The organism is Stenotrophomonas sp. YJH_SMC_120 (assembly GCF_059368675.1).
Genome location: NZ_JCAFRY010000001.1, coordinates 444171 through 469951, shown reverse-complemented (window position 1 = coordinate 469951; position 25781 = coordinate 444171). Strand labels below are relative to the sequence as shown.

Below are 25781 nucleotides of genomic sequence, written 5' to 3'. Positions count from 1 at the left end.
AATGAGGCATGGGGAGGTAAGAAAGCATGCCTCATTTAGTTAATAGCACGCATCAAATAAAAGTCAATCCAGGTGACTACGCCGCAATCACCACGATCTCTCCTGTCGTCGCCGCTTCGTTCACAGCGTCGACATCGAAGTGTTCGAGGGCGAGAAGGTCGGCCTGGTAGGTAAGGGCAGGGATGGCTTGCTGCCCCTGTTGGATGAAAGAAGTCACCTTGCTCAGCTGATCTTCGGTGATGCTGAAAGCGAACTGGCGATCCGAGGTCAAGGCCTGCACGCGGCTCCCGTTGAGTTCCTCCAGATCCTGCGCAAGGTTCCGAAGGGTTTCTTGCCCGCGCTCGCGGGCTCCCACCTTGGTCTGGATATGGGAGAGGAACAGGCCAAGGTTCACTAGGCGGTCTTGGAGAACCTGGATATCAATCAAGCGAGCTTCGTTGTTGCTTGCTGCATTAACTGCGTGGCGCTGCAACACCAGCTTGGTGAACTGGTATTGCTCGTGGAAATCTTGGATCTTGTGCTTGAGGAGCTCCGTGTCGCCTTCCTCAAAGTGCTGTTGGCAAGCCAGGACCAGGCCGCGGAACCTCGCCTCATCCATCAGCAAGCTACGCTCGTGGGCCTCGCTCACCAGCTGAAGTGTCTGGGCTATGCCAGCGGACTGGGACTCGATTTGGCCGCTGATCTTGTTGAGCTTTCTACAAACAATGACGAAGCCTGCGGTTGTGACCGCCAGGTTCAAGCCAGCCATGGCGAGGTTTGCCATCTGCAGGGCCTGAAGTGAGCCCATGCTCTGTTGGAGGACATCAATGCCGCCCTGAAGATTGCCCATACTTTGTTGCATGGCGGCCTGCAGTTGGGAAATGCTCTGCTGGGCCTGCTGCGGGTCGCTTGGGAATACAAGGTGCGCGGCAATCTGGCCCCCCTTTCCAGTTCCCGCGGCGTATCGCACCACGCCGCCAAAAACGTTCAGCTCCCCAGAAGCGACACGCGCAAGGATGTCTTGGAGCTTGGGCAGATCACGCGCCAGCTCTGCATTGATCAGAGACATGCTTTCAGCCTCTCACAATAGTGTTGGAAATCGGCGTCGATCCGCTTGCGACGAATCTTGGCGATCTGGAGAACAGCCGGGATTGTGATGCGGAATGCTGGGCCTGTGGCTTCATAGAGTGAGTATCCCGCGGCCCCAACAGCGACAGGCCCCGCGACAAACGATGCTGCACGAGCGCCCAAAGCGGATGCAAAGCCTGCGACCCCACCAGCGGAGGCCAAGCCTGTTGCCGTCCCTGCGTTTTGAACTAGTTGTTGCACCACCTTGTCGATGACCGAGTTCAGCGTGGTCTCGCCAGCGCCCTCTGCAGTTGCATCGTCGGGCGAGTATTTCCCGATGGCTCCCGCAAGGGCCAACTCTTCGAGGGCATAGACGTCGGCGCCCTCTGGGATCTTGCTACCCAGCTTTTTAGCAACGTCTTTAGCTAGCTCCGGGTATTCGACCCCGGAGGACCTGTAGGTGTTCATCAGGGTGTTGCCGCCGAAGTCGCAGATCTCCTTTTCCAGGACATCAGCAATCGACTGAAGGGCCCCTTCGGCCTTTCGCTTAACGATGAGCGCCTTGATGCCAGAATCGAGCGCGAGCCGTCCCTTGCCGTTGTCGGTGATCAAGTCAGCAAGGACATCCAGATCTTCACTGCCGGCTTGAGAAAGAAGCTCGGCCAATGGCCGGTTTCGTGGAACGCTGAAATCCATGTTTTCCCCTGTATGGGCTGCCTAGCCCGTCTGTCTCTTGGCGTTAGGGCTCGATCTACAATCGGCCCTTCGAATCGGATTCTAACCAAAGCCGCCGTAGTCTCGGTCATTGGAGTCGCATTGAAAGAGATCGGCAGTTCGGTCACTGGAAAAAGCGCGTGCAGCGCTTCTCGGCCATGAAGAGCGAGGGGCGGGCGATGATGGAAGTCGAGATGGGCTGCTCAGGGGCCGAACGGCGGCGGCGCCGTTGTCAGAATCTCGGTCAGCCCACGCGGCTGCTCAGTGTGGAAATGGTTCGTTCCCTAACGCGTCCAGCGATTGCCGCTTGGGAGTCCTTGCGAGGTCGGGACTTGACCCTAAGGAAGAGGCGATGAGCCGCGCCGCGGTTCAAGAGTCGTGTAGCGACAGTGTAGCAATGCCAGCCCTCAGTGGGCGCGGTCCCGGAAAATATCTTTCAGAAACATACGGATGCAAAGCATGCGCCCGTGATGCTTCATCAGCGGGGTGTGATCCTTGGACGCCTTGGCGTTGCTGGTGTTGTCTTTTGTATCAGTCACTTGGGGCGTTTCGCGTCTTGGGCAGGGCGTCGGGGCGTGACCACGCGCAGGCATGGCCGGAGAGGTCATTAGTGTAGCGACCTGGGGCGGTCGATGATCCGCGGCACCCGCGCTGGGCCTGGAGGCTGTCCGTGTGCCAACGCCTGCGCCCCTGCCCCGGCACTTTGGTTGATTTCCCCAGGGTCCCACGGTAGTGTCAGCCCCGGCGATCTCCGCCAAGCGGCCTCCATGGAAAACGGGGCGACTTGTCCCCGGGCGGGCGTTGATGGAAAGAACAAGCATGACTGCAGCCTGCATGGCCGCCGAACCTCGTTACACTTGGCGTACCGTCCTGCTGAGCATCCTGGTCGCCATCGTTCCGTTTGCCGGCTCCGCACCCTACACCTTGTTGAAGGCGGTGCTGCTGCTGGCCCTGCTGGTCACCGGCGTGGTTCTGATTCGCCGCCAGCCCGATGTCCGCCTGCGCTACCGCATCGCCCGGTTAATCGTGATCGTCTGCTTCCTGCGCCTGGCCTATGCCTTCTACAGCATCCTCTGGCACGGGCTGCGCTGGAACGAGCTGGATCTGCCGGCGCAGACACTGCTCTACCTGGGTACCGCTGCTGTGTTCGCCACTGCGCTGGACTGGCGCCTGATCTGGAAGATCTTCGCCGTTTCCACCCTGGTCTTCGGCGGGTCGTGCATCGTGCAGCACCACGTGATGGGTCTTGAACGCGCGCACGGTTTCAGTGGCGGCGAATGGACGGCCATCGAGTTCACCATGGTGACGCTGTGCATGGCGTTGTTCTCGGTCATCCGGTTGATCCAGCCCAATGTGCATCCGGCCGAACGCTGGCTGCACGGCGTGGCCATCGCCGTCGGCGTCTACGGTTCGATCCTGGCGCAGAGTCGCGGGCCGATCCTGGCGTTCATTCCCGCCATGCTGATGGTGATTGTGGTGCACGTCCGGCGAACCCGGCGCTGGCGGGGGGCACTGGTCTTCGTCGGTGCCTTGGCCATCGGTGTGGTCGGCGCCACCTCGGTGCTGAACCACGAGGTGATCCAGCGCTTCGGTGAGGTCAGTGGCGAGATCTCCGGCTTCAACCAGGAAAAGGAGGTCGGCTCGGTCCGCGAGCGCATCGCCATGTGGGGCGTGGCGGTCGACGCCTTCGCCGAGCATCCCGTGGCGGGGGTGGGCCTGAACCAGTTCGGTACCTATGCACGTGAGGGCATCGCCCGCGGCGAGGTATCCGAGTCGATCTTCCGCTACAACCACCCGCATAACGAGTACCTGGAAGCGGCGGTGACCGGTGGCGTGCCGTTGCTGCTGATCATGCTGCTGGTCTTCATCCTGCCCGGCATTCATTTCGTGCGGCGCCTCGGCCACGCCGACGACATCACCGCGACGATCGCCATCGCCGGACTTGCCGTGGTCATCGTCTATGCGCTTTCGGCGTTCACGGACAACGTGTTCTACCGGGCGATGCCGCATTCGTTCTATTTCTACCTGGTGCTGGGCTTCATGATGGCGACCGCCTTGCCGGCGCGTAACCTGCATCGGCCAGGGAGTCCGTCCTGATGGCGCATATCCATCTACTGGCCGCCGACAACCAGCGTGGCCTGTCCCATGACATCCAGGTGATCGAGCGCTCATTGCAGCAGCTCGGGCACACGGTGACGGTCAGCCGTCTGGACGCGGTGCGCAATGGTGGTGCCTGGAAACTGCGCGGGATGCGCCTGCGCAGGCTGCTGGCCTCGTGGCTCAGCTTGGGGCGCACGCCGGCCCGGTTCGACATCAACATCTCGCTGGAGCATGTCCGGCCGGCAAGCTTTGGACTGGCCGAGGTCAATCTGTTGATTCCGAATCCGGAATGGGTGTCCGCACGCAGCCTGCGGATCCTGCCGCGGTTCGATGCGTTGTTGACCAAGACCGAAGAAGCCACGCGCATCTTCAACGCACTGGGCATGCGCGCGCTGGAAGTCGGTTTCTGCAGCCGTGACCGCTACGACCCAGCGGTGCCGCGCAGACCGCGCAGCTTCCTGCATGCGGCCGGTACCAGTCGCATGAAGGGGACGGCTGCACTCGTCAATGTCTGGAAGCGGCACCCTGAGTGGCCCTTGCTGACCATCCTGCGCGGCGGCCCTTCGGACGAAGATGAGGGCGGGGCCGCGAACCTGCGGATCGTCCGCGAGCGGCTGCCCGACCAGGAGGTGCAGCGCCTGCAGAACGAACATGCGTTTCACCTGTGCCTGTCGCAGACCGAAGGCTGGGGCCATTACCTGGTGGAAGCGATGAGCTGCGGCGCGGTGGTGATCACCTGCGACGGCGCGCCGATGAACCAGATGATCGACGACAGCCGCGGTATCCTGGTCGCCGCGCACGAGGGCGAGCCCTGCCATCTGTCCAGAACCTGGCATGTGGATGAGAAGGCGCTGGAACAGGCCGTCGAGCGTGCGCTGGCGATGGATGAGGCCGAGTGGACCCGGCTGGGCGCCAATGCACGCGCATGGCACTTGGCCAGCGAAGTGGCGTTCCCACGCCGTCTGGGCGAGGCCCTGGCCAAGCTTTGAGCTGATGGGGGCTGGTTGCTGCAGAGTGCTCAGCCTGGCACCAGGGTGATCTGCGGATGGCTGCCGAAGATCTCCATGACGATCTCGAAGTAGGCCTGTCCCTGGCCAATCGACAGTGCCGTCAACTGAGGCTGGATGACCGGACCGTTGAACCTGCCGTCCTGATCGAGTTTGGACCGCAGCCAGGCGCGCGTGGTCTCGCGGCCCAGTGCCTCGCGGCCGTGGGCGATGTCACGCCACACCATCGTGGTGGCGGCATGACCGGCGAGCGCGCCGTAGCTGCCGTGCAGCGGGTCATCAAGCGCGTCCAGGCTTGCGCCCAGCTGCCAGTCTTCGTTGGCCATGATGTCGTTGATGGACGCGCCTTCGATGTGTGGGATCCGTGTCATCTGCAGACTGTAGCCCGCCCGGGCGACGGTTGTGTCCGGCGCAGATAATCCGGGCCGCCTTGGATGGGGTAGGCGTGATTATGGTGTCAATTTGTGTAATTTTCATCGGGCGCTGGCGTGTCAGTGGCATTCGGTAATGATGTGGCGCCATTATTGGTCGCTGCATTTTCTGACTGCCTGCACAGTTCCATATATTTGGATCGGTCCATATATAAAGTCCCGTAAAGTTTCCCTCCGCTGCGCCGTCACCCTTCATACGGCCATGATCAAGGGAATTGAGATGCTCGCCTTACGCAACCTTCGAGTGGGATCCCGGCTGGGTGCCGGGTTCGGTTTGCTGCTGCTGTTCATCGTGGCCATCGTTGGCCTCGTGCTGTACGGAAACCACCTGAAGTCCGCCCAGTTCGAGAAAGTGGTGGACGTCAACATGGTGAAGATGCGGCTGTTGAACGACATGCTGGATACCAACAACGCGGTGCTGATGCATCGCCGGCTGATGGTGATCAAGCGCGGTGAGGATTTCGACAAGGATTATCAGAAGGCGCAGGAGCTGTCGCAGACCTACGACGGTATCTGGGCCAAGTACATCAAGATTCCACGCGACGCCACTGGTGATGCCCTGGTGGCGAAAATCGACGCGGCACGCAAGGCCACCGACGCCTCCACCCAGCATCTGCACGAGCGCATGAAGGCCGGTGATTTCGACGGCGCGGCCAAGGAACTGCTCGCCGAGCACGGCTTGGCCACCGCATGGAATGAGGCGATCTCGACCCTGCTGCGGCATCAGGAGACACTGACCGAGCGCAGTCGCGAGGAATACCGTTCAACCGAATCCTGGACCGGCACGTTGTCGATCGTGTTCGGCGCGTTGAGCCTGGTACTGGGCTCGCTGGCCGCGTGGGCCATCACCCGCAGCCTGACCCGCCCGCTGGAAGGTGCGGTGAAGCTGGCCGACGGCATCGCCAACGGGCGGCTGGACAACAGCATCGACGCGTCCGGCAACGATGAGGTGACGCAGCTGCTCAGGTCGATGCAGCGCATGCAGGCGCAGTTGCAGTCGGTGATGGCGGCGCAGGGTGAACTGGCCCGCCAGCACGACGCGGGCAGCCTCAGCTATCGCATGGACGAGAGTGCTTTTCCTGGCGACTACGGGCGCATGGTGCACGAGACCAATGCGCTGGTCGGCTCGCATGTGCAGGTGCAGAACCGGCTGATCGAAGTAATGAAGCATTACGCCCGCGGTGATCTGTCAGTGGACATGGATCCGTTGCCGGGCGAGAAGGCCGCAATCACCCAGGCCATGGACGAAACCAAGACCAGCCTGTCGGCGATCAACGGTGAGATCCGCCGGCTGGCGACGGCCGCAGCCGCCGGCGACTTCAGCCTGCGCGGCGATGAAGATCGCTTCGCCTATGATTTCCGCGACATGGTGGCCGGGCTCAATCGCCTGATGCAGACCACCGACGAGAACCTGGTGCAGGTGTCGACCCTGCTGCAGGCGATCTCGCGCGGTGACCTCACTGTACGCATGCAGGGCGACTTCCACGGCGTGTTCGCCCGCATGCGTGATGACTGCAACGCCACCGTCGATCAGCTCAAGCAGATTGTCGGCCGTATCCAGTCCAGCGCGTCCAGCATCAACCTGGCGGCAGGCGAGATCGCTTCGGGCAACACCGATCTGTCGCGGCGCACCGAGCAGCAGGCGGCGAACCTGGAAGAGACGGCTGCGTCGATGGAGGAACTGACCTCCACCGTGAAACAGAACGCCGAGCACGCACGCCAGGCCAACCAGCTTGCCATCGGTGCGCATGGCGTCGCCTCACAGGGCGGCGAGGTGGTCGGCCAGGTGGTCACCACCATGTCGGCCATCGAAGCCTCGTCGAAGAAGATCGCCGAGATCATCAGTGTCATCGACGGCATCGCGTTCCAGACCAACATCCTGGCCTTGAACGCGGCGGTGGAAGCTGCGCGTGCCGGCGAGCAGGGGAGGGGCTTTGCGGTGGTGGCCAGTGAGGTGCGCACGCTGGCGCAGCGCTCGGCCGGTGCGGCCAAGGAGATCAAGGGCCTGATCGAGGATTCGGTCGGCAAGGTCGCCGATGGATCGGCGCTGGTTCGTCAGGCCGGCACCACGATGGGCGAGATCGTGGCCTCGGTGCAGCGCGTGACCGACATCATGGCAGATATCTCTGCCGCCTCGCAGGAGCAGAGCTCTGGTATCGAACAGGTGAACCAGGCGGTGGTGCAGATGGACGAGACCACGCAGCAGAATGCGGCGCTGGTGGAAGAAGCCAGCGCGGCGGCACGCTCCATGGAGGAGCAGGCCAACCTGCTGGCCGAAGCAGTTTCGGTGTTCCGCACGGGGGCGGTGACCGCCGCCGCAGCGGTCCGCCCGGCGCTGGCAGCCGTGGCGGCATCGGTTGCACCGGTACGCCGGCCGGCGGTGCTGCCGCCGCGGATGGAACCGACGCTGGCCGCCAATGCGGGCGGTTGGGAAGAGTTCTAGCAGAGGGCCATGCCGGTAAGAAGACAGCGCCTATCACGCTGGCTGATCGTGATGGGCTCGGATTTCTTCCTGAACGCGCGATGGCCGATGAGGCGGCGGACACGCGCATTTCACTTCCGGTTGCCAACCGCAGGAGGACACTTGCGCCATACCGGAACTCAGGAGATGGCCATGAAGACCTCGACCCGATTGCTTGTGCTGGGCACGCTGCTGGCGGCTTCGTCGGTGGCCGGTGCGCAGACGTATGGGCCGCGCGATGAGGGACGCAAGTTCAACGACGGTAGTCGCGTGGTCTGCAAGAACGTGGAAGTGCAGCGCAACTCGCGCGATCCGAACCGCATCACGGGTACCGCTACCGGCGCAGTGATCGGCGGCCTGCTGGGCAACCAGGTGGGCGGCGGTAACGGCAAGAAGCTTGCAACGGTGGCCGGCGCTGTGGCCGGTGGTGCGGCCGGCCGCCAGATCCAAGGCAACCAGCAGCAGAAGAACGGTGACCGCGTGGTTGAACGTCGCTGCGAACGCGTCTACCGCTGATCGATCGCCGAAGGCCCCCGTTTCCCCTTCCACACCGCAGTACCCGAACGCCGGCCCCACGCCGGCGTTCTTCGTTGCAGAAAAAAGGGGACGGAGGGAATTAAGTCGCAATCCCCCAACCTTGCCGTTTACGACTTAATCCCCTCCGTCCCCTTTTTTGCGAGGAGGCGCCAGGTGGCGAGGCTGCCGTAGAGCAGCAGCAGGACGGTGAGGGTGATCAGTTCGTGGCTGACGTCGGCCAGGCTGGCGTCCATCTGGTTCAGCCGCACCATCAGGTTGATGCCGGAGGTGGTAGGCAGCAGCTGCGCCAGCCAGACCAGCGGTTGCGGCGTCATCACTGCCGGCCACGACAGGTTGGCCAGGAAGAACAGAGGGATCGAGGTGGCGATGATGTACTGGAAGGCGCGTTCGCGGGTGCGGAAGAAGCTGCCGACGAACAGACCGAAAACCACGGTAGCGGCGATGAACAGGGTGCCGCCCAGCAGCTGGCCCAGTGGGTTCCCGCCGCGCGGATAGTCCTGCACCCAGGCGGTGAACCCGGCGTACCAGAACAGGCCGAACAGGCCGATCAGGCCGAAGCCCATCGCCATGCCGGCCAGGGTCGGGAGGTCGAAGCGCAGGCGCCGGCCGAGTGCAAGACGACGACCACCGAGCAGCACGCCGATGCCCATCAGCAGGGTCTGGTGTACGATCAGCTCAGCCACACCGGGCACGATGGCGCTGCCATAGCCTTCCTGGGTGTTGTACAGCGGGCGCTGCACCAGGGTGACCGGCGGCGCCTGTGGCGCGCCCATGAAGGCGGCCTGGCCGACCACGGCGTCACGCCCGAACGCGCCCAGTGCATCGGCCACGCTGCCCAGCACCCAGCTGGCACGGCCCAGGTAGGCGCCGTTGCCGAGCAGCACCAGCTTGGCCGGGTGGCCGCGCAGGATGTCGCGCTCCAGGTTGGCCGGGATCAGCACGATGCCTTCGGCATGGCCGGCTTCCAGCTGCTGACGCGCACTGTCGATGTCCGCCGGTTGCCCGACCACGTGTGCGACGCGGAGCGCATCGAGCTTGCGCAGCAGTTCGCGGCTGGTCGCGCTATGGTCTTCGTCCACCACCAGCACCGGCAGGTTGCCGGCCACCTGGTGCCGGTAGGCGGCTGGATAGAAGAACGAATACAGGATCACCGCACCGACCATCACCACGATCGCGTAGCGGTCGCACAGCACCGCCATCAGGGTCTGCCGCAGGCTGCGCCAGAGCACGCTCATGCGTCAGCTCCCGCAGGCTGCGCGGCTTTCGGCGTGCGCGCAAAGGCGATCAGGCGCAGGCCGCCAATGCCTCCTGCCACCACCGCCATCAGCAGCAATGTGGCCAACGGCCACACCGAAACCTGCAGCGGCGAACCGATGAACTGCTGCTGGGTCTGCAGCTTGATGTAGGCGCTGAGTGGCAGCAGCTGATGCCAGATGCGGGTGAACAGGGGGCCATCCAGCACTGGGAAGGTAGCGCTGGAGAACGCCAGTGCGGTGCCGATGCTGAGGCCGACCGCGGACAGCGCGGTACCCATGTCGCGGGTGACGCCGACGAAGAACAACGCGTAGGCGGCCGTGGCCAGGTAGAACAGTGGCTGTGCGAGCAGCAGCAGGAGCACGCTGCCGGCCACACCATCGCCGCGCAGCCAGGCGAGGTAACCGATGCCGAGCGCGCCATACAGCGAAAACAGCAGGATGTACGGCGCGACCTTGCCGGCAATCGCCGACCACGGCGTTCGACCCAGCCAGGCGGGCAGGGTGCCGTCGCGGATCTCGCGGCCGAGGCTGCCGGCCACCGCAAGTGCCAGTACCAGCGACAGCACGGCTGGGAAGATCAGCGGTAGCAGGAACAACTCGTAGCTGCGCGCAGGGTTGTACAGGATGTCCGACTGCACCGCGATCGGTGCCGCACGCAGCTTGCCGGGGCCGACCTGCAGGCCGATGCGTTCGCGCAGCAGGCGTGCGTTCCAGGCCGAGACTGCGTCGCCGATATCGCGCGACGCAGATTGGCCGGTGGTCATGTAGGTGGCGTTGTAATAGGCGAACACCGTGCCCTGGCGTCCACGCAGCGCCTGCCGGGTGACATCGCGCGGCACCAGTACGATGGCAAACACGTCCAGCCTGCGCAGCTGCGAACGCGCGTCCTCCAGGTCCGCCGGCTGGCTGGCGATGCGTACGCCGGGGCTGGCATCGAGCATGCGCAGCAGCAGGCGGCTGTCACTGCTGTGGTCGAGGTCGACCACGGCAATGGGGATGTCGCGCATCACCGACGGCGAGAACATCCACGCCATCACCGCCAGCATCAGCAGGGGCAGCACGGTGACCAGCAGCAGGTCGGCACGGTTGCCGCGCAGCGACTGCAGCTCGCGCCGCCACGAAGCAGCGAAGCCGTTGCGGTCCGGGCTCAGTGCTGGGGCCATGCAAACAGCACGCTCATGCCGGGGCGGAAGCCCTCGATGCGGCGTACCGGGCGCACCCGCACCTCGAAACTGCGGACGTCGTAGCCGGACGACTGGCGGGTGGTACGCCAGGTCGCATAGTCGCCGGCAGGGTTGATGAAGTAGACCTCGAACTCGCCGTCCAGGCCGAGTGCCGGCACGTTGCCCTGCAGCTTGCTGCCGATCTTCAGGCCCTGCATCTGTGATTCGCGCAGGTTCATCGCCACCCACATGCGATCGATGTCGACCAGGGTGAATACCGGGTAGCCGGCCGGCACCAGTTCGCCCGGGTCGGCCATGCGCTTGTTGATCTCGCCCGCCACAGGCGCGCGTCCTTCGACTTCGGCACGGGCGGCGTTGACTTCGGCCACCGCGCCCTGCGCCTGCTGCACCTGGCCCTGAGCGGCACGCTTGTCCTGCTCGCGTGCGCCGGCCAACGCCATGTCGTACTGCGCGCGCGCGGCACGGGCCAGTTCGCGCGAACTGGTGGCCTGGGCATGCGCTTCATCGCGCTTCTGCCGGGTCATCACCCCTTCGTTGAACAGGTTCTGCACGCGCTGGTAGGTGGCTTCGGCCAGCGTTGCACCGGCTTCGGCGCGCTTCCAGTTCGCTTCGGCGGCGCGGATGTCTTCGCTGCGCGCGCCTTCGTCGGCCTTGTCGGCCACCGCCTGTGCGGCGGCCAACGCGCCGTGGGCCTGCTGTTCCTTGGCGGCCACTTCGGGGCTGTCGAGCAGGAACAGCACCTGCCCGGGCTGCACGCGGTCGCCCTCGCGCACCTTCAACTCCGCCACGCGCGCGGTGATCTTGGCGGCCACGTTGATGGTGTCCGCGTCGGCCATGCCCTGGATCTGGTCGGCCGGGCTGCGCCAGGCCAGCCACAGGCCGAGCACCACCGCGACCAGCAGCACCACTACCAGGATCGGGCCCAGGCGGCGCTTGGCCGGGGGTGTTGTCGCATCGTCGTGCAGCACATCACTCATGGTCGATCACCTCGTCCGCACGGCGCCGGAATTCTTCAAAACGGTCCATCTGTCCACTGACCTCCAGCAACTGCGCCAGCGCAATATCGTATTGGTAGGCGGCCTGTGCGCGCTCTACACGGGCACCGCCCAGGCCGAGCCGCGCGTCGATCACATCCAGCGAGGTGGCCTGGCCCTCGCGGAACGCCAGCTCCTGCAGGCGCAGGTTTTCCTGTGCCTGGGTGATGCTGCTGTCGAGCAGCACGTACTGCTGGCGCGCGGTCTCCAGTTCGTTCCAGGCCTTGCGCACGCCCAGCGCGACCTGGTTCTCGGCCTCGCGCAGGCCCGCTTCGGCCTGGTCCAGCTGCGCGCGCGCGGCGCTGATCTGTGCCGGCCGCGAGTTCGGCGACAGGAAGGTGTACTTCAGGCCGATACCGAACGCCCAGTCCGGATCGGTCAGCATTTCGTCGCGGCGGCGGAAGTCGTACTGGCCGAAGGCAAAGATCTGCGGTTTCAGCTTGGCCTGCTGCACGCGCACGCCCTGTTCGGCCTGCGCCACCATGGCCCGCAGGCGTGCGATCTGCGGCTGGCGCGCCTGCGCAGTACGCTCGAAGCTGGCTACCGGTTCCAGCGGCACGCGCTGCACGAACAGCGGCGAAACCGGCTGCACCTCGCCCCCACTGCGCAGCAGCGTTGCCAGCGCGGCCTTCAGCGTGGCCAGGTCGTTCACTGTCTTCTGGTATTCGCGCTCGGCCTTGTCGCGGGCCACGGTGGCCTGAAGGCGCTGCGCGCGGGTGGCGAAACCCTCGCGTTCCAGCTTCTCTGCATCGGACAGGTGGCGGTTGAGGCCATCGCGCACGTCACGGCGCACGTCCACCGCCTGCTCGGCCAGGCGCTGCCCGAAGTAGGCCTGGGCCAGCTGCACGATCAGCGATTGACGTTGTGCTTCGCGCTCGGCGCTGGCCTGTTCGTGGGCGGCACTGGCCGCACGCTGCGCGGCCGGAATCACGCCGCCGGTGTACAGCGGCAGCACCGCGGTGACCACTGGACGGGTGCGCCAGTCGCGCTCGGTGAACGACAGCGGCGAATCGATGCCGAAGGCTTCAGCCACCGGCGCCAGTGAGCCCAGCGGCAGAGTGAGCGTCTTCTGGAACTGCAGGCGGCGCACTTCGCCGGTGATCTCCGGCAGGCGCAGCAGCCGGGTGGCGTCCTGCAGGTCCTGCTTGTTGCGAACGGCTGCATCGGCAGCGGCCAGCGCATCGGAGACCTGCTCCAGGCGTTGCCGCGCCTGTTCCCAGTCCAGTGCGGGTGCATCGGCACTGCTCTGCGCTGCCGCCGCAAGCGGCAGGCAGGCTGCCAGGGTCAACGCGACTTTCGCGCTGTGCATCCTTGTACGTCGGCCGATCACGCCCATGCCGTCCCAGTGGTAAAGAAGTGCGCAAACGGTAGTGCGCATGGTGTGAAGCCCGGGTCTGCGGTCATCGGTCTTTCCTCAACGAAGGGTGCCGCTGGCCGCAGTACGCAGCGCCTGGGTGATGTGCTGCAGCGTGCTTGAGCGCACGGCGGCATGCTGCCAGTACAACGGCACATCGAGCCAGCGGCGGGGTTCCAGTACCACCACGCGGCCGGCGCGCACAGCGGGCGCGGCCAGGGTTTCCGGGGCCAGGCCCCAGCCGAGTCCGCACGCGGCGGCTTCGACGAAACCGGTGGAGGAGGGCAGGTAGTGTAGCGGCGGCTGCAGCCGCGCGCGGGTCAGGCGACGCACGAAGCGCCACTGCAGTTCATCTTTGCGGTTGAACACCAGCATCGGCGCGCGTGCCAGTGCCGTGGCGTCCATGCCATCGCTGAAGTACTGGCGGGCGAAGCCGGGCGAAGCAATCGCTTGGTAGCGCATGGCGCCGAGCGGGTGCACGTTGCAGCCCTTCACCGGCTGGCTTTCGGCGGTGACCGCACCCAGCACGCTGCCGTCGCGCAGCAACCGCAGGGTGTGGTCCTGGTCGTCCATGCGCAGGTCGAACAGGTAACCATGGCGCTGGTGCAGGTCGGCGATGGCCGGCACGAACCACGTATCGAGCGAATCATCATTGACCGCCAGCGGGATCGGGGTGCGCGCAGCGTCGCTGCTGCCACGCTCGGGTAGCAGCTCGGCCAATGCCTCGGCCTCCAGCGCCTGCATCGGTCGCACCCGGCGCAGCAGCGCCTCACCGGCGGCGGTGGGGCGGCATGGCGCCTGGCGCACCACCAGCACCTGCCCGAGCCGGTCTTCCAGAGCCTTGATCCGCTGCGACAGTGCTGATGGGCTGATCGACAGGCGGCGTGCCGCAGCCTCGAAGCTGCCTTCCTCCAGCACCGCGGCAAACGCGGCCAGTTGCGGGTGTACCAGGTCCATGCCGGTGCCTCTTCAGTTTTCCTGCACAGGATAAAGAAAAATCAGTTTGTCTAAACAAGGCTGTTGGCCGCACCCTGCGCGTCCCCTCGCTGCCTGGCCTGTCCCGATGTGGATTGCCGCTACCGTCGCCGGCCTCTTCGCGGGCGCCGGCCTGATCATCGCCATCGGCGCACAGAATGCCTTCGTGCTGCGCCAGGGCCTGCAACAACGTCATGTGGGCAGGGTGGTGCTGGCCTGCGCCGGCGCGGATATCGCGTTGATCCTGGCCGGCGTGGGCGGCATGGGCGCGCTGGTGCTGCAGTGGCCGTTGCTGCTGCAGGTGCTGCGCATCGGTGGTGCGGTCTTCCTGCTCTGGTATGGCCTGCAGGCCGGGATGCGTGCGTGGCGCGGTGGCAGTGCACTGGCGGCGGGTGACGTGGACGGTGGCGATCGACGGCAGGTGCTGCTGACCTGTCTGGCCTTCACTCTGCTCAATCCGCACGTTTACCTGGATACGGTGGTGCTGCTGGGCAGCCTGTCCACGCGCTACCCGGGCGATCTGCGCTGGGCGTTTGCAGCCGGCGCCTGCGCAGCCAGCGTGATCTGGTTCTGTGCACTGGGCTATGGCGCGCGGCTGCTGCAGCCGGTATTCCGCAGGCCGTCTGCGTGGCGGGTGCTGGATGCAGGCGTGGCGATGTTCATGCTCTGCCTTGCCATGCTGTTGCTGTTGCGCCCGCTCTAGGCGGCATCCACCGCGCACAACGGTGTTTCGCCCGGGCGCAGGGTCAGCACGCGCACGCCGCTGCCGGTGACCGCCACGGTGTGTTCGAACTGCGCCGACAGCTTGCCGTCGCGGGTGTAGACAGGCCATTCGTCCGGCTGCTGGCGGATGGCCGGCTTGCCCTGGTTGAGCATCGGCTCGATGGTGAACACCATGCCTTCTTCCAGCACCATGCCGGTGTTGGGGTGGCCGTAGTGCAGGATCTGCGGTTCCTCGTGCATTTCCTGGCCGATGCCGTGGCCGCAGTATTCCTTCACCACGCTGTAGCCGTGGCTGCGCGCGTGGCGGGCGATGGCGTGGCCGATGTCACCCAGGCGTGCGCCCGGGCGCACCGCGGCGATGCCTTTCCACATCGCCTGGTAGGCGGCCTGCACCAGCCTGCGCGCGGCGTAGTCGACCTCACCGACCAGGTAGGTGGTGCTGGAGTCGGCGATGTAGCCGTTCTTCTCCAGGGTGATGTCGAGGTTGACGATCTGGCCGTTGCGCAGCACGTCGGTGGTGCTGGGAACGCCGTGGCAGATCACGTTGTCGATCGAGGTATTGAGCACGTAGGGAAAGCCGTACTGGCCCTTGCTGGCCGGCCGCGCCTGCAGTTCATCGACGATCATGCGTTCGACGAAATCGTTGACCTCCATCGTGCTGCGGCCCTGCAGCGGCAGCTGGTCGAGTGCGGCGAACACCTGCGCCAGCAGGCGACCCGATTCGGCCATCAGCGCGATCTCGTCGGGGCGCTTGATGATGCCCATCGGCTCAGACCTGGCCCGGGGGCAGCAGCGGCGGCTGCACACCGGCCGCGCGCAGCTCGCTGGCGACGATGTCCTGGAAGCTCAGCGTGGGGTTCAGCTCGCAGAGCATGCCGACCCGGATCCAGAAGTTGGCCTGGGCATTGATCGAGCGGCTGGAGACGGTGCAGGCACGGCGCAGCTGGTCGTGCAGGGTGTCATCGATGTTGACGATGCCCATGGATGGCCTCGAAGTATGAATATACGAAGCGTATATGTTTCGTATATCCATCTCAAGCCAACGTCATTCAGTCGGTGTGGGTGGCGAAGCGCAGCCGGTTGCCATCCGGGTCGCGCAGCAGCATTTCCCGGCTGCCCCATTCGGTGTCATGCGGGGGCTGCTCGATTGGGACGTTGGCGGCACCGAAGGCGCGGTGCAGGCTGTCGACGTCGTCAACGATGAAGTACACCGCGCCGCCGACCTCGCAGTCGCCGCTGTGTTCGGTAAGGAAGATCGTCTGGCCGTCGCGGGTGAGCTGGGCGAACAGCGGGAAGCCGGGTTCGAAGCGGTGTTCCCAGTCGACCACGAAGCCCAGCCCCTGCACGTAGAACGGCAGGGTGGTGTCGGCGTGGCGCATGCGCAGCTGCGGAATGACGGTCTGGGGCATGACGAGGGCTCCGGGACGGGAGTCCAGTGTAGTGCCGGCCGCTGGCCGGCATTGGTCCGGTAGATGCCAACCTTGGTTGGCATTGCCGGCCAGCGGCCGGCACTACCGAAGCCATGCCGGCCAACGGCTGGCACTACCGAAGCCATGCCGGCCAGCGGCTGGCACGACCGGCGCGATCAGCAGGCCGTTGGTACGGCGGCGATTGCCGCCAGCAGTTCGCGGTTCACCTGCTGGTGACGCGCCTGCCAGGCAGGAAGATCTTCGGCGCTGATGTCCGGTTGGCCATCCAGCGACGACAACCAGCGCTTGAAGCGACTCTGGTAGTTGGCCAGCGACACTTCCCCGGTGATGTCACTGCCGACCAGGCCGCCGGCACGCAGCGCCTCGATCACCACCAGTGCGTCTTCCAGCTGGAATCGGCCCTGGTCCCAGTTGCTGCGCGCGACGTCCTCGGCGAACACGTCCTTGTCGATCGACAGGTAGGCCGGCTGCGGCGACTTGGCCTGTTCGGCAGCGAACGCGGCCACCAGCGCTTCGGGGTGCTCGAAGCGGCGGAACGCGTGGCCCATGCCGAGGCGATGGCCCCAGCTGACATCCACGTCCATGCACCAGTACGTCAAGCGACCGCCCAGCAGCGGGCGCCAGTGGTTCTCCCAGGCATGGCCGAGGCCGATGTCGCTGGAGGTGATGCCGAGCACATGGGTGTGCGAGATCTGCGGCAGCTTGCTGGCGGCATTCACCCATGAGCCGCAATGCATGCCGAACGGAAAACGCATGTTGTCCGGATGGTTGTCCAGCACTACCAATTGGAACGGCGCCTGTGTGCGCATGCGGCGCAACAGCGGCAGGCTGAGATGATGGAAGTCGCCACTGCCCAGCATCACGGTGCCGAGCTGCGCGGGCAGCGGCGCCAGCACTTCGGCGGCGAAACGGTGCAGGGTGGCATTGCTGCAGGCGAAGCGCAGAGGGTCGTGCCACTGCGGCAGGGCCAGGGTCTGCGCCTGGGGCAGCGGCAGCACGCCACCGTCCAGGTCGAGGATCAACGGAGAACGCAACGGCATCGCTCAGCCGCCTCCATCAGGTTCGCCCTGCAGATGCGGCGCCAGCTTGCGCAGGGCAGCGCGCAGCAGCGGGGAACGGGCGTGGATCGCGTGCCGGGTGGAGGTGAAGCGGGCGCCCAGCTCGGCTTTGATCCGCGAGTCGGTCCAGCCGGCCACATAGTGGCTCAGGCCGTGCTGCAGCGCGTACTCAAGGTTGTGCATCCAGCTGACCGCGTACAGGTTGTGCTCGCGCGACTGCGGATAGGCCAGCCCGATGTACTTGTCCACCAGCTTTCCGGTGTGGATGTAGCACAGGTTCCAGCCGATCAGCTGCCCTTGGTGGCGATACAGGAACATCCGTCCCTGGCCCTGGTTGTCGGCCAGCAGATGCTGGAAGTAGGGCAGGTCGAGCTGGTCGAAATGCACCGCGCTCTGCGCATACACGCCCAGGTACAGCGCATACAGTTCGGCCTGCAGCTGCGGGTCGGCGAGGACCGGATCACCTGTGGCGATGCAGTCGATCTGCAGGTCATCACGCGAACGGAGCTTGCGCCGGATGTTCTTGCGGCGCGAGGGCGACAGGCGGCCGAGGTAGCCATCGAGCGAATCGAAATCGATCGCCACCCAGGCAAGCGGCATGCCTTCCAGTTCAACGAAGCCGCGCGCCAGCAAGGCCTGCAGGAACGCCGCGCTGTGCGCATTGGCCGCGTCGTCCAGCAGCGGTGAATCGATGGCCAGGTCCTTGACCACCAGCAGCCGGGTATCGCCGATCGCGTGACGCGTCACGTCCTCGGCCAGCGCCTCCGGCGCCACGTGCGCCGGCAGCGGGGTGTACTCGGTGCTGGTGGCACCGACGAAGCGGGTCTTCCAGGTGATCCAAGGCCGCCACAGGCGCGACAGCGGCAGGCCGAGCAGCTTGCTGCGCAGCGCGTCGTCCATCGTGGTGGTCAGGTCCAGCGGCGCACGGAAGGTCGGCAGGCCGCTGGGAAGGCGGCCTGCCTCGAATCCGAGCGGCGGGTGGGCCAGGAAGCCCTCCAGCAGCGCGGCCGGTTCCAGCGCGGTGCTGGATGCGCGTGACGTCATCTCCATCGGCACGGGAACCGGCAGCGCATCCAGCCTCAGCCCTTGGCCTTGGTCAGCGCCTGGTCGAGCAGGGTGATCGCCAGGTCGATCTCTTCGTAGCTGATGTCCAGCGACGGCGCGAAGGTGATCACGTTCTTGTACCAGCCACCCACGTCGAGCACGAGGCCCATGCGCTTGCCGTCGTGCAGGAGGTCACCGGCCAGGCCGATGTCGACCATGCGGTCCAGCAGTTCCTTGTTCGGGGTGTAGCCGTCGGCCTGACAGATTTCGGCGCGCAGGGCCAGGCCCAGGCCGTCGACGTCGCCGATTTCCGGGTGGCGCTTCTGCAGGCCACGCAGGCCTTCGAGGAAGTATGCGCCCTTTTCCGGCACGGTGCGCTCGTAGTCCATTTCCTTGCCCAGCTTCAACACTTCCAGGCCCAGGCGGGTGCCCAGCGGGTTGGAGTTGAAGGTGGAGTGGGTGGAACCCGGCGGGAACACGGTCGGGTTGATCAGCTCTTCCCGTGCCCACAGGCCCGACAGCGGGTTCAGGCCGTTGGTCAGCGCCTTGCCGAACACCAGCACGTCCGGGGTCACGCCGAAATGCTCGATCGACCACAGCTTGCCGGTACGCCAGAAGCCCATCTGGATTTCATCGACCACCATCAGGATGCCGTACTTGTCCAACACGCGCTTGAGGCCGGTGAAGAAGTTGCGCGGCGGAATGACGTAGCCGCCGGTGCCCTGGATCGGCTCGACGTAGAACGCGGCGTACTCGGCCTGGCCGACCTTGGGATCCCACACGCCGTTGTACTCGCTTTCGAACAGGCGCTCGAACTGCCACACGCAGTGGTCGGAATACTCGTCCGGGGTCATGCCCTTCGGGCGACGGAAGGGGTACGGGAACGGGATGAACATCGCGCGCTCGCCGAAGTGGCCGTAGCGGCGGCGGTAGCGGTAGCTGGAGGTGATCGACGAGGCACCCAGGGTGCGGCCGTGGTAGCCGCCTTCGAAGGCGAACATCAGGCTCTTGCCGCCGCGCGCGTTGCGCACGATCTTCAACGAGTCTTCAATGGCCTGCGCGCCACCGACATTGAAATGCACGCGACCGTCGAGGCCGAACTTTTCGTGCATGTCCACGGCAATGGTCTTGGCCAGCTGCACGCGGGTCGGATGCAGGTATTGGCTGGCGACCTGCGGCAGGGTGTCGATCTGGTCCTTCAGCGCGTCATTCAGGCGCTTGTTGCTGTAGCCGAAGTTGCAGGCCGAGTACCACATCTGCAGATCGAGGTAGGGCACGCCCGCACCGTCGAACATGTAGCTGCCTTCGCCGCGCTGGAAGATCTTCGGCGGGTCGACGTAGTGGACGGTATCGCCGAAGGAGCTGTAGCGGGCTTCGTCGGCCAGCAGCTGCGCGTCGGAGGCAGCGGCGTCGGCGTTCTTGTCAAAAATGTTCATGCAGTTCGGTTCCGTGAAGGACGTTCGAAAGGGGCGACGGGGGAGCGTGCTTGGAGGGAGTGCTCAGGCGGTGGCCAGCAGCGGGGGCAGTGCGGCGGGCTGCGGGCGGGCGTCGATGCGACGTGGCTGCAGCAGGCTGCCATCGAGCAGGCGCGGCAACAGTGCGACTGCATCGTGGAAGGTGTCGATGGCGGCATGCTCGATGCCGGCATTCGTGCAATGGGTAATCAGGCGGCGCTTGGCGAACACGAAGTCGGCGTCTTCGGACACGCAGAAATCCGAGCTGCCGTCACCGATCATCAGCACGCGCGGTGCTTCGTTGGCGCGCGCCTGCGCGGCGCAGGTGCACTTGCAGGTGCCACTGCGGCAGCCTTCGGCCTGGTAGGGCGACTCCAGTTCCCAATGGTCTTCGCACCAGCGCAGGTGGTTGGCCACCACCGGCAGCTGCGACAGGCCGTGGTTGGCCAGGATGCGGTGGATCGCATAGTCCAGGCCGTCACTAACGATGCGCAGCGGCAGGCCCAGCTGTTCGGCACGGCTGACAAAGGCGGCGAAGCCCGGATCGATCTGTACCTGGTCCAGATGGGCGTCGAGCGTGGCCGGGTCCAGTTTCAGCAGCCGCACCTGGCCCTGCATGCATTCACGCGAGCCGATCTTTCCCGCTTTCCACTGGTCTTCCAGTTCCTGCCAGCCCGGCTGGCCGTACTTTTCCAGCAGCGAGTCGATGACATCTTCGAGGCTGATGGTGCCGTCGAAGTCACACAGGATGCTCCAGTGCATGGGCAGGTCCGTCGATGAAAGAAACGCCCGGCCCGATGCCGGGGCAGGCTCAATGTAGGCAGGCCGCCTTTCTCGTTCCTTTCCTGTTGAAAGGCTCTTCTGACAGACTGGGAAAACGTTCAGGAAGGTGCACGGATGAATGCGCGGAGGGCAGGCCACGCGTGCACGTTCGGGTCAGGCGCGGGCCAGGACCTGCAGTATTTCGGCAGTCTCTTCGCGGGTCTGCCAGGCGCTGTTGCCAAGGGTCAGCATGCGTGCGGCGAAGTCGCGTGCATTGGGCATGTCGTCCTGCGGCACGATGCCGCGCAGGTACGCGTAGCCGGGCAGGGCATGGATGAACATGCGGCTGGCGCCGAGACCACGTGGCCACAGGTCTTTCAGCACGGCATCGCGGGCGCGCTGGCTGGGCAGCAGCAGCATCAGCAGTGGCCAGGTGCCGCCGGTACCGGCCAGCCCATCGACCACCTCAACGGCTGGCAGCTGTGCCAGCTGCACGCGCAGCTGCAATGCGCGCAGGCGACCGGCCTGCAGGAAGGCAGGCAGGCGCCGCGCGGCATGTGCACCGATGTTCTGCCGCCAGTGGCTGACCCGGTGCTGCGGTATGTCAAGCGGGAAAATGTCACCGACCGCTTCTTCCAGATCGTCGCGTTGAAGCGCACTGCGCAATGGATTGCCATACACCAGCGACAGCAGCGAAGGGCGATAGCAGGCAGCAAGGCCGATCAACTGCACGCTGCGCAGCAGCTCCCAGCGCAGGCTGGAGCGAACGTGCTGGACGGCATGTCCGGCCAGCGCGGCACGCAGTTCGTCGTCACGGCTGACCAGCAGGCCGCCTTCATGCAGGCTCAGGCCCTTGCCAGCAGCCAGGCTGAAGAATCCGATATCGCCACGCAGGCCGACACTGCTGTTGCCGACCCGTGCGCCGAGTGCCTGTGCGGCGTCCTCGATCACCCAGGCGCCGGCGTTGCGGGCGACTTCGCAGGCCAGTTCGACATCGGCGATGCGCCCGCCCAGGTGGGTCGGCAGGATCGCCAGCGTGCGCGCATCGGCCAGACGCCTGAGCTGGCCGGGATCAAAGTCGAAGTGGCCACGACGGGTATCGCACAGTTGCACGCGCAGGCCCAGGCTGTGCACCGCGATCGGCACCAGCGGGCAGGTATAGGCCGGCATGATCACGGTGTCGCGCCTTGGCGCGCGCTTGCGCAGCGTACGCAGCGCGATCAGCAGTGCATGCGTGCCGGAACAGGTCAGCTGCAGTGGCGGTGTGCCGAGCTGGCTGGCCAGGACTTCGCGCAGGTCGCCACCTCCGGGCAGGAAATCGCTGGCCTGAATCGGCAGGCCAGCGGTAGGTGGCAGTTCGCGCGCGAACAGGCTCATCGCAGCCCGCTCACGACGCGCTTTCGGCGGGACTGTGCGGGTCGTCCGCTTCAGCGCGGCCGAGGCAGACGATGCCGGCCACGATCAGTACCGCACCGAGCAGATGGTGCAGGGTCAGTGGCTCGTTCAACAGCCACGCCGACAGCAGCAGCACGCTGATCACTTCCAGGTGCGAGGCAGCGAACGCCGGGCCGATCGGCGCATGGCGCAGCAGGCTCATCCAGGTGAAGAACGCGCCCACGTAGCCGAGGATGGCGCCATACACCCACGGCTGCGACAGCACGCGCAGCAGCCAGGCGGTGTTGGCCTCGACCGGCAGCGCGGCGTCACCGGCGTACTTGAAGCACAGCTGGGCCAGCGTGTCGAAGGCCATCAGCAGCGGGAAACCGATCACATACAGGCGCCTCATGAGCCGGCCCCCACCATCGCCACGCCTGCGGTGACCAGCAGCATGCCAGTCACCCGCAGCGGCGTGAGCTTCTCGCGGAACAGGAAACGACCGGCGATCATCAACGCAACGATGTTGATCGAGCCCAGCAGCACGCCCTTGGACAGCGGCACCAGCGACAGGAACGCAATCCAGGCCACGAACTCGAGCACGTAGCAGGCGATGCCGATCCACAGCCAAGGGCGGCTGAGCATGTGTTTCCAGCGTTGCAGTCCTTCGCCTTCCTGCGGATCGCTGGCGGCGGCCTTGAAGGCGAGCTGGCCACCGGTATCGAGTACCACATTGGCCAGCCACAGCAGGGTGGCGAGTGCCCCCATCTCAGGCCACCGCCTTGAGCACGCCCGTGCGTTCACCGATCTCGGTGAAAAAGCGCGCGCTGCGACGGATCACATCGCGGCGTTCGCGATCGATGGTGATCATGTGGTAGCTGTCTTCCAGCACCACCAGTTCCTTCGGGCCGCTGACCCGCGACATCACCAGCTCAGCGTTGCCCATGCTGGCCACATCGTCTTCGCGGGCGTGCATCACCAGGCACGGTGCGGTGACCTGGTGCAGGTGGCGGCGGGTCCAGTTGCTCAGCGCACGCATCTCGGCCAGCGCATGCCAGGGATTGCCCGGCAGGCCGGCGGCGGCGCTGTCGCCGGACAGCATGGCGGCGCTGACCTGCGCGCGCAGGCGCTCGTCGCGCAGGCCGTACGGCGGTTCTTCCATGAACATGCGGTCGCGGCCGATGTTGAAGCGCTTGAACCACGGCAGCAGGAACGAGAAGCGGGCCACGGCGGGAATGTTCCAGCCGTCGTAACGGAAAGTGGCGCCGTACACGCCCACGCCGGACACCCACTCCGGGCGACGTGCCGCCAACGCCAGCGAAAGTACCGCGCCCATCGACAGTCCACCCACGAACAGCTGGTCGACCTTGCCGCGCAGGGCGGCCGCCGCATCTTCCACGCCCTGGTACCACTGTTCCCAGGTGGTCGCCAGCAGGTCATCCACGGTGCCGCAATGGCCGGGCAGCTGCACGCCGTGCACCGTGAAGCCGGCATTGTTCAAGCCCTTGCCCAGCATGCGCATTTCCGCCGGGGTGCCGGTCAGGCCATGGACCAGCAGCACGCCCTGGGGGCCACCGGGGAGGAAGAAGTCGTGCGATTCGGTCACCTGGCGGCTCCGGGACGGCAGTGGGGATGGCAGGATCGCAAGCGCGATTTTCACCAGCCTTTCAGCGCGCCGGGCCGGGTCAGGGGGCCTTCAGCAGCGGCAGCGTGATGGCGACCTTGAGCCCCCCGCCCGGGCGGTTGAGGAAGCTCAGGCGGCCGCCGAAGTGCTCTACCGCCTCGTGCGCGATGGCCAGGCCGAGGCCGGTGCCGCTGGCAGCGGTGCCCGGCGCCCGGAAGAAGCGCTCGCCCAGCCGTGGCATCACGTCGTCGGGCACGCCGGGGCCGTTGTCTTCCACATAGAGTTCGACATCATTGTCGTCCAGCGCGTGCACGCCCACCGTGACGGTGGCATTGCGGCCGGCATAACGCAGGGCGTTGTCGATCAGGTTGTCCAGCGCCTCCTGCAGCATGGCGCCGTTGCCGAGCACACGCAGCGGATGGGGGCTGCCGCGGTAGCCGAGGTCGATGCCATCGCGGATCGCCTCCGGCACGCGCATGCCAACCCACTGCGGCACCAGCTCGCACAGGTCCAGTGCTTCCACGGTATCGGGCACGGTCTGCGCCCGGCTCAGCGCCAGCAGCTGGGTGCTGACCCGGGCAGTGCGCTGGTTGAGCCGGCGGATGTGCTGCAGCGCCTCGCGCACCGTATCGGGGTCACCGTGTGCCAGCGCCTGGTCCACGTGCAGGGCCATGCCCGCCAGCGGCGAACGCAGCTGGTGCGCGGCATCGGCGATGAAGCGGTTCTGCAGGGTGATCATTTCCGCCTGGCGGGCAAACAGATCGTCGATGGTGCTGATCAGTGGCTGGATCTCCTCCGGTACGTCGGCGTCGGAGATCGGTGCCAGTTCGCCACGGCGCTGCGCCAGGCGGGTCCTCAGCGGCGTGAGGATGCGCAGGCCGTAGGTCACGCCGAACCAGACCAGCGCTGCGGTGCCCAGCGCCAGCATGGTCATCAGCGGGATGATGATCATCAGGATCTCGCGCGCGCGCTGTCGGCGGTCGGCCATGCTCTCGGCCACGGTCACCGCCAGCTGGTCCTGCGGATCGTTCATCGCCTGCGTGCAGACCGTGGCCATGCGCACCTGCTGGCCATTGAGGTTGCCGTCGTACAGCGCCGGATGCACGCCGGTGCAGTCCTGCGAAGGGGCATACGGGCTGAAGTCGGCATTGCCGCTGAGCGTCCCCATGCGGCTGCTGTCGACGTTGAAGTAGCGATGGCCGTCGGGGTCGTACTCGATCAGGAAGCGCGCCTGCGGCGACAGGTCGCTGGTCACCGGCATGGTGCTCAGCATCTGCGCGAACGAATGCGTGTCGTCGATCAGGTTGCGGTCGTGGATGCGGTTGGAATAGTCCAGCGCAACGTAGTAGGCCAGGATCGTGTTGAAGGTGAGCAGGCCCAGCATCGGCAGCGCCAGGAAGGCGAGCAGGCGCCGGCGCAGGCTGGGCGGTCCACTGATCACGGGGTGCTGTTGTCCTGCGCGTCTTCCAGCATGTAGCCCAGCCCGCGCACGGTGCGGATGCCCATGCCGCCGGGCTGCAGCTTGCGGCGCAGGCGGTGCAGGGCGATGTCCAGGCCGTTGTCGGTCAGGTCCTGGCCCCAGTCGCACAGCGCTTCCACCAACTGCGCGCGTGACACGATGCGCTCGGCGCGCACTGCCAGTGCCGACAGCAGGCCGAACTCGCGTGCGGTCAGTTCCAGCGACTGGTCGTCGATCCACACCCGATGCCCGGCCAGGTCGATGCGAAGGCGGCCGATGCGCAGGTCCGGGTTGCCATTGCTGGTGACCCGGCGCAGCTGGGCGCGCACGCGCGCTTCGAACTCGTCCAGCGCGAACGGCTTGACCAGGTAGTCATCGGCACCCAGGTCGAGCACACGCACGCGCTCGGCCAGGCCGTCACGGGCGGTCACCACCAGCACTGCGAGGCCATCACCGCGCTGGCGCAGGCGCTGCAGCACGTCGCGGCCATCCAGCTGCGGCAGCCCCAGGTCCAGCACCAGCAGCGCGTACTGCGTCGAGCCCAATGCAGCATCGGCGTGCGCACCGTTGTCGACGTGGTCGACCACGTGCCCCTGCCGGCGCAGCGAGGCGCACAGGCCGGAGGCGATATCCGGGTCGTCTTCAGCAATCAGAACGCGCATGCGCGGGGCTCCTGTAACGGTCAGGCCCACCGGATGGACGGGGTGGGCCTCTCGGCTGCCGAGGGTAGCCGCAAACCGGCTGCAGGTGGAG

General features: G+C 65.8%; 26 protein-coding genes. 5 read left to right on the top strand and 21 right to left on the bottom strand.

Going from position 1 to position 25781, the window contains the following annotated elements; translation table 11 throughout:
• Positions 1-76: 76 nt before the first annotated feature.
• Both AC5P60_RS02390 and AC5P60_RS02385 read right to left on the bottom strand, forming a co-directional pair.
• Positions 77-1048, bottom strand: a complete 972-nt coding sequence (locus AC5P60_RS02390; RefSeq protein ID WP_224119394.1) for a hypothetical protein — start codon at positions 1046-1048, stop codon at positions 77-79.
• Positions 1039-1743, bottom strand: a complete 705-nt coding sequence (locus AC5P60_RS02385; protein WP_224119395.1) for a YaaW family protein — start codon at positions 1741-1743, stop codon at positions 1039-1041. The genes AC5P60_RS02390 and AC5P60_RS02385 overlap by 10 nt, the downstream gene beginning before the upstream one ends.
• An 837-nt stretch (positions 1744-2580) precedes the next feature.
• Here AC5P60_RS02385 and AC5P60_RS02380 point away from each other — a divergent pair.
• A complete protein-coding gene (locus AC5P60_RS02380; RefSeq protein WP_483692924.1) occupies positions 2581-3858 on the top strand; it encodes an O-antigen ligase family protein in 1278 nt (425 codons plus the stop codon).
• On the top strand, positions 3858-4850 hold the full coding sequence (locus AC5P60_RS02375) for a glycosyltransferase (protein ID WP_049404756.1): 993 nt from the start codon (positions 3858-3860) through the stop codon (positions 4848-4850). The genes AC5P60_RS02380 and AC5P60_RS02375 overlap by 1 nt, the downstream gene beginning before the upstream one ends.
• A 29-nt stretch (positions 4851-4879) precedes the next feature.
• On the opposite strand, the gene AC5P60_RS02370 is transcribed toward AC5P60_RS02375, so the two are convergent.
• The gene (locus tag AC5P60_RS02370) at positions 4880-5239 is read right to left on the bottom strand and encodes a barstar family protein (protein ID WP_033834496.1); all 360 of its coding nucleotides are present in this window, start codon (positions 5237-5239) and stop codon (positions 4880-4882) included.
• Positions 5240-5519: 280 nt separating this feature from the next.
• On the opposite strand from AC5P60_RS02370, the gene AC5P60_RS02365 reads away from it, so the two are divergent.
• Together AC5P60_RS02365 and AC5P60_RS02360 are read left to right on the top strand one after the other, a co-directional pair.
• Positions 5520-7742 carry a methyl-accepting chemotaxis protein gene (locus AC5P60_RS02365; RefSeq protein ID WP_483692922.1) on the top strand — a complete coding sequence of 741 codons (2223 nt, stop codon included), beginning with the start codon at positions 5520-5522 and terminating at the stop codon, positions 7740-7742.
• A 165-nt stretch (positions 7743-7907) separates the two neighbouring features.
• Positions 7908-8276: a glycine zipper 2TM domain-containing protein gene (locus AC5P60_RS02360; RefSeq protein WP_032965667.1), complete on the top strand. Its 369-nt coding sequence runs from the start codon at positions 7908-7910 to the stop codon at positions 8274-8276.
• A 128-nt stretch (positions 8277-8404) separates the two neighbouring features.
• Here the strand turns inward: AC5P60_RS02360 and AC5P60_RS02355 are convergent, their stop codons facing one another.
• From AC5P60_RS02355 to AC5P60_RS02335, 5 genes are all read right to left on the bottom strand, one after another.
• Complete coding sequence (locus AC5P60_RS02355; protein WP_033834497.1) at positions 8405-9532, bottom strand: ABC transporter permease; 1128 nt, start codon at positions 9530-9532, stop codon at positions 8405-8407.
• Entirely contained in the window at positions 9529-10716 is a 1188-nt protein-coding gene (locus AC5P60_RS02350) for an ABC transporter permease (RefSeq protein WP_033834498.1), read from the bottom strand. Before AC5P60_RS02350 ends, AC5P60_RS02355 begins: the two co-directional genes overlap by 4 nt.
• Complete coding sequence (locus tag AC5P60_RS02345; protein ID WP_033834499.1) at positions 10701-11714, bottom strand: HlyD family secretion protein; 1014 nt, start codon at positions 11712-11714, stop codon at positions 10701-10703. The genes AC5P60_RS02350 and AC5P60_RS02345 overlap by 16 nt, the downstream gene beginning before the upstream one ends.
• Positions 11707-13107, bottom strand: a complete 1401-nt coding sequence (locus AC5P60_RS02340) for a TolC family protein (RefSeq protein ID WP_049404762.1) — start codon at positions 13105-13107, stop codon at positions 11707-11709. Before AC5P60_RS02340 ends, AC5P60_RS02345 begins: the two co-directional genes overlap by 8 nt.
• 78 nt (positions 13108-13185) lie before the next feature.
• Positions 13186-14082, bottom strand: coding sequence for a LysR family transcriptional regulator ArgP (locus AC5P60_RS02335; protein ID WP_012479551.1), 897 nt, complete (start codon positions 14080-14082; stop codon positions 13186-13188).
• Positions 14083-14188: 106 nt separating this feature from the next.
• Between AC5P60_RS02335 and AC5P60_RS02330 the strand changes: the two genes are divergently transcribed.
• Entirely contained in the window at positions 14189-14803 is a 615-nt protein-coding gene (locus AC5P60_RS02330; protein ID WP_033834501.1) for a LysE/ArgO family amino acid transporter, read from the top strand.
• On the opposite strand, the gene map is transcribed toward AC5P60_RS02330, so the two are convergent.
• The 13 genes from map to AC5P60_RS02265 form a co-directional block, all read right to left on the bottom strand.
• Entirely contained in the window at positions 14800-15582 is a 783-nt protein-coding gene (map, locus tag AC5P60_RS02325) for a type I methionyl aminopeptidase (protein ID WP_181453457.1), read from the bottom strand. The genes AC5P60_RS02330 and map overlap by 4 nt on opposite strands.
• 10 nt (positions 15583-15592) lie before the next feature.
• Complete coding sequence (locus AC5P60_RS02320; RefSeq protein WP_005412680.1) at positions 15593-15805, bottom strand: ParD-like family protein; 213 nt, start codon at positions 15803-15805, stop codon at positions 15593-15595.
• A 67-nt stretch (positions 15806-15872) separates the two neighbouring features.
• Positions 15873-16232, bottom strand: a complete 360-nt coding sequence (locus AC5P60_RS02315) for a bleomycin resistance protein (protein WP_024958234.1) — start codon at positions 16230-16232, stop codon at positions 15873-15875.
• A 176-nt stretch (positions 16233-16408) separates the two neighbouring features.
• Entirely contained in the window at positions 16409-17293 is an 885-nt protein-coding gene (locus tag AC5P60_RS02310; RefSeq protein WP_049404767.1) for an arginase family protein, read from the bottom strand.
• Positions 17294-17296: 3 nt separating this feature from the next.
• The gene (locus tag AC5P60_RS02305) at positions 17297-18361 is read right to left on the bottom strand and encodes a GNAT family N-acetyltransferase (RefSeq protein ID WP_483692921.1); all 1065 of its coding nucleotides are present in this window, start codon (positions 18359-18361) and stop codon (positions 17297-17299) included.
• A gap of 29 nt (positions 18362-18390) precedes the next feature.
• Entirely contained in the window at positions 18391-19791 is a 1401-nt protein-coding gene (locus tag AC5P60_RS02300; RefSeq protein ID WP_483692919.1) for an aspartate aminotransferase family protein, read from the bottom strand.
• A 63-nt stretch (positions 19792-19854) separates the two neighbouring features.
• Positions 19855-20571 carry an MtnX-like HAD-IB family phosphatase gene (locus tag AC5P60_RS02295; RefSeq protein ID WP_005408664.1) on the bottom strand — a complete coding sequence of 239 codons (717 nt, stop codon included), beginning with the start codon at positions 20569-20571 and terminating at the stop codon, positions 19855-19857.
• A 174-nt stretch (positions 20572-20745) separates the two neighbouring features.
• On the bottom strand, positions 20746-21948 hold the full coding sequence (locus AC5P60_RS02290) for a DegT/DnrJ/EryC1/StrS family aminotransferase (protein ID WP_150359581.1): 1203 nt from the start codon (positions 21946-21948) through the stop codon (positions 20746-20748).
• A gap of 10 nt (positions 21949-21958) precedes the next feature.
• Entirely contained in the window at positions 21959-22357 is a 399-nt protein-coding gene (locus AC5P60_RS02285; RefSeq protein ID WP_005408666.1) for a DMT family transporter, read from the bottom strand.
• Positions 22354-22713 carry an EamA family transporter gene (locus AC5P60_RS02280; RefSeq protein ID WP_038645740.1) on the bottom strand — a complete coding sequence of 120 codons (360 nt, stop codon included), beginning with the start codon at positions 22711-22713 and terminating at the stop codon, positions 22354-22356. Before AC5P60_RS02280 ends, AC5P60_RS02285 begins: the two co-directional genes overlap by 4 nt.
• Position 22714: 1 nt before the next feature.
• On the bottom strand, positions 22715-23551 hold the full coding sequence (locus tag AC5P60_RS02275) for an alpha/beta hydrolase (protein ID WP_005412675.1): 837 nt from the start codon (positions 23549-23551) through the stop codon (positions 22715-22717).
• A gap of 79 nt (positions 23552-23630) precedes the next feature.
• Positions 23631-25010: a sensor histidine kinase gene (locus AC5P60_RS02270; protein WP_005412674.1), complete on the bottom strand. Its 1380-nt coding sequence runs from the start codon at positions 25008-25010 to the stop codon at positions 23631-23633.
• Positions 25007-25690: a response regulator gene (locus AC5P60_RS02265; protein WP_049404780.1), complete on the bottom strand. Its 684-nt coding sequence runs from the start codon at positions 25688-25690 to the stop codon at positions 25007-25009. The genes AC5P60_RS02270 and AC5P60_RS02265 overlap by 4 nt, the downstream gene beginning before the upstream one ends.
• Between the last annotated feature and the right edge of the window lie 91 nt (positions 25691-25781).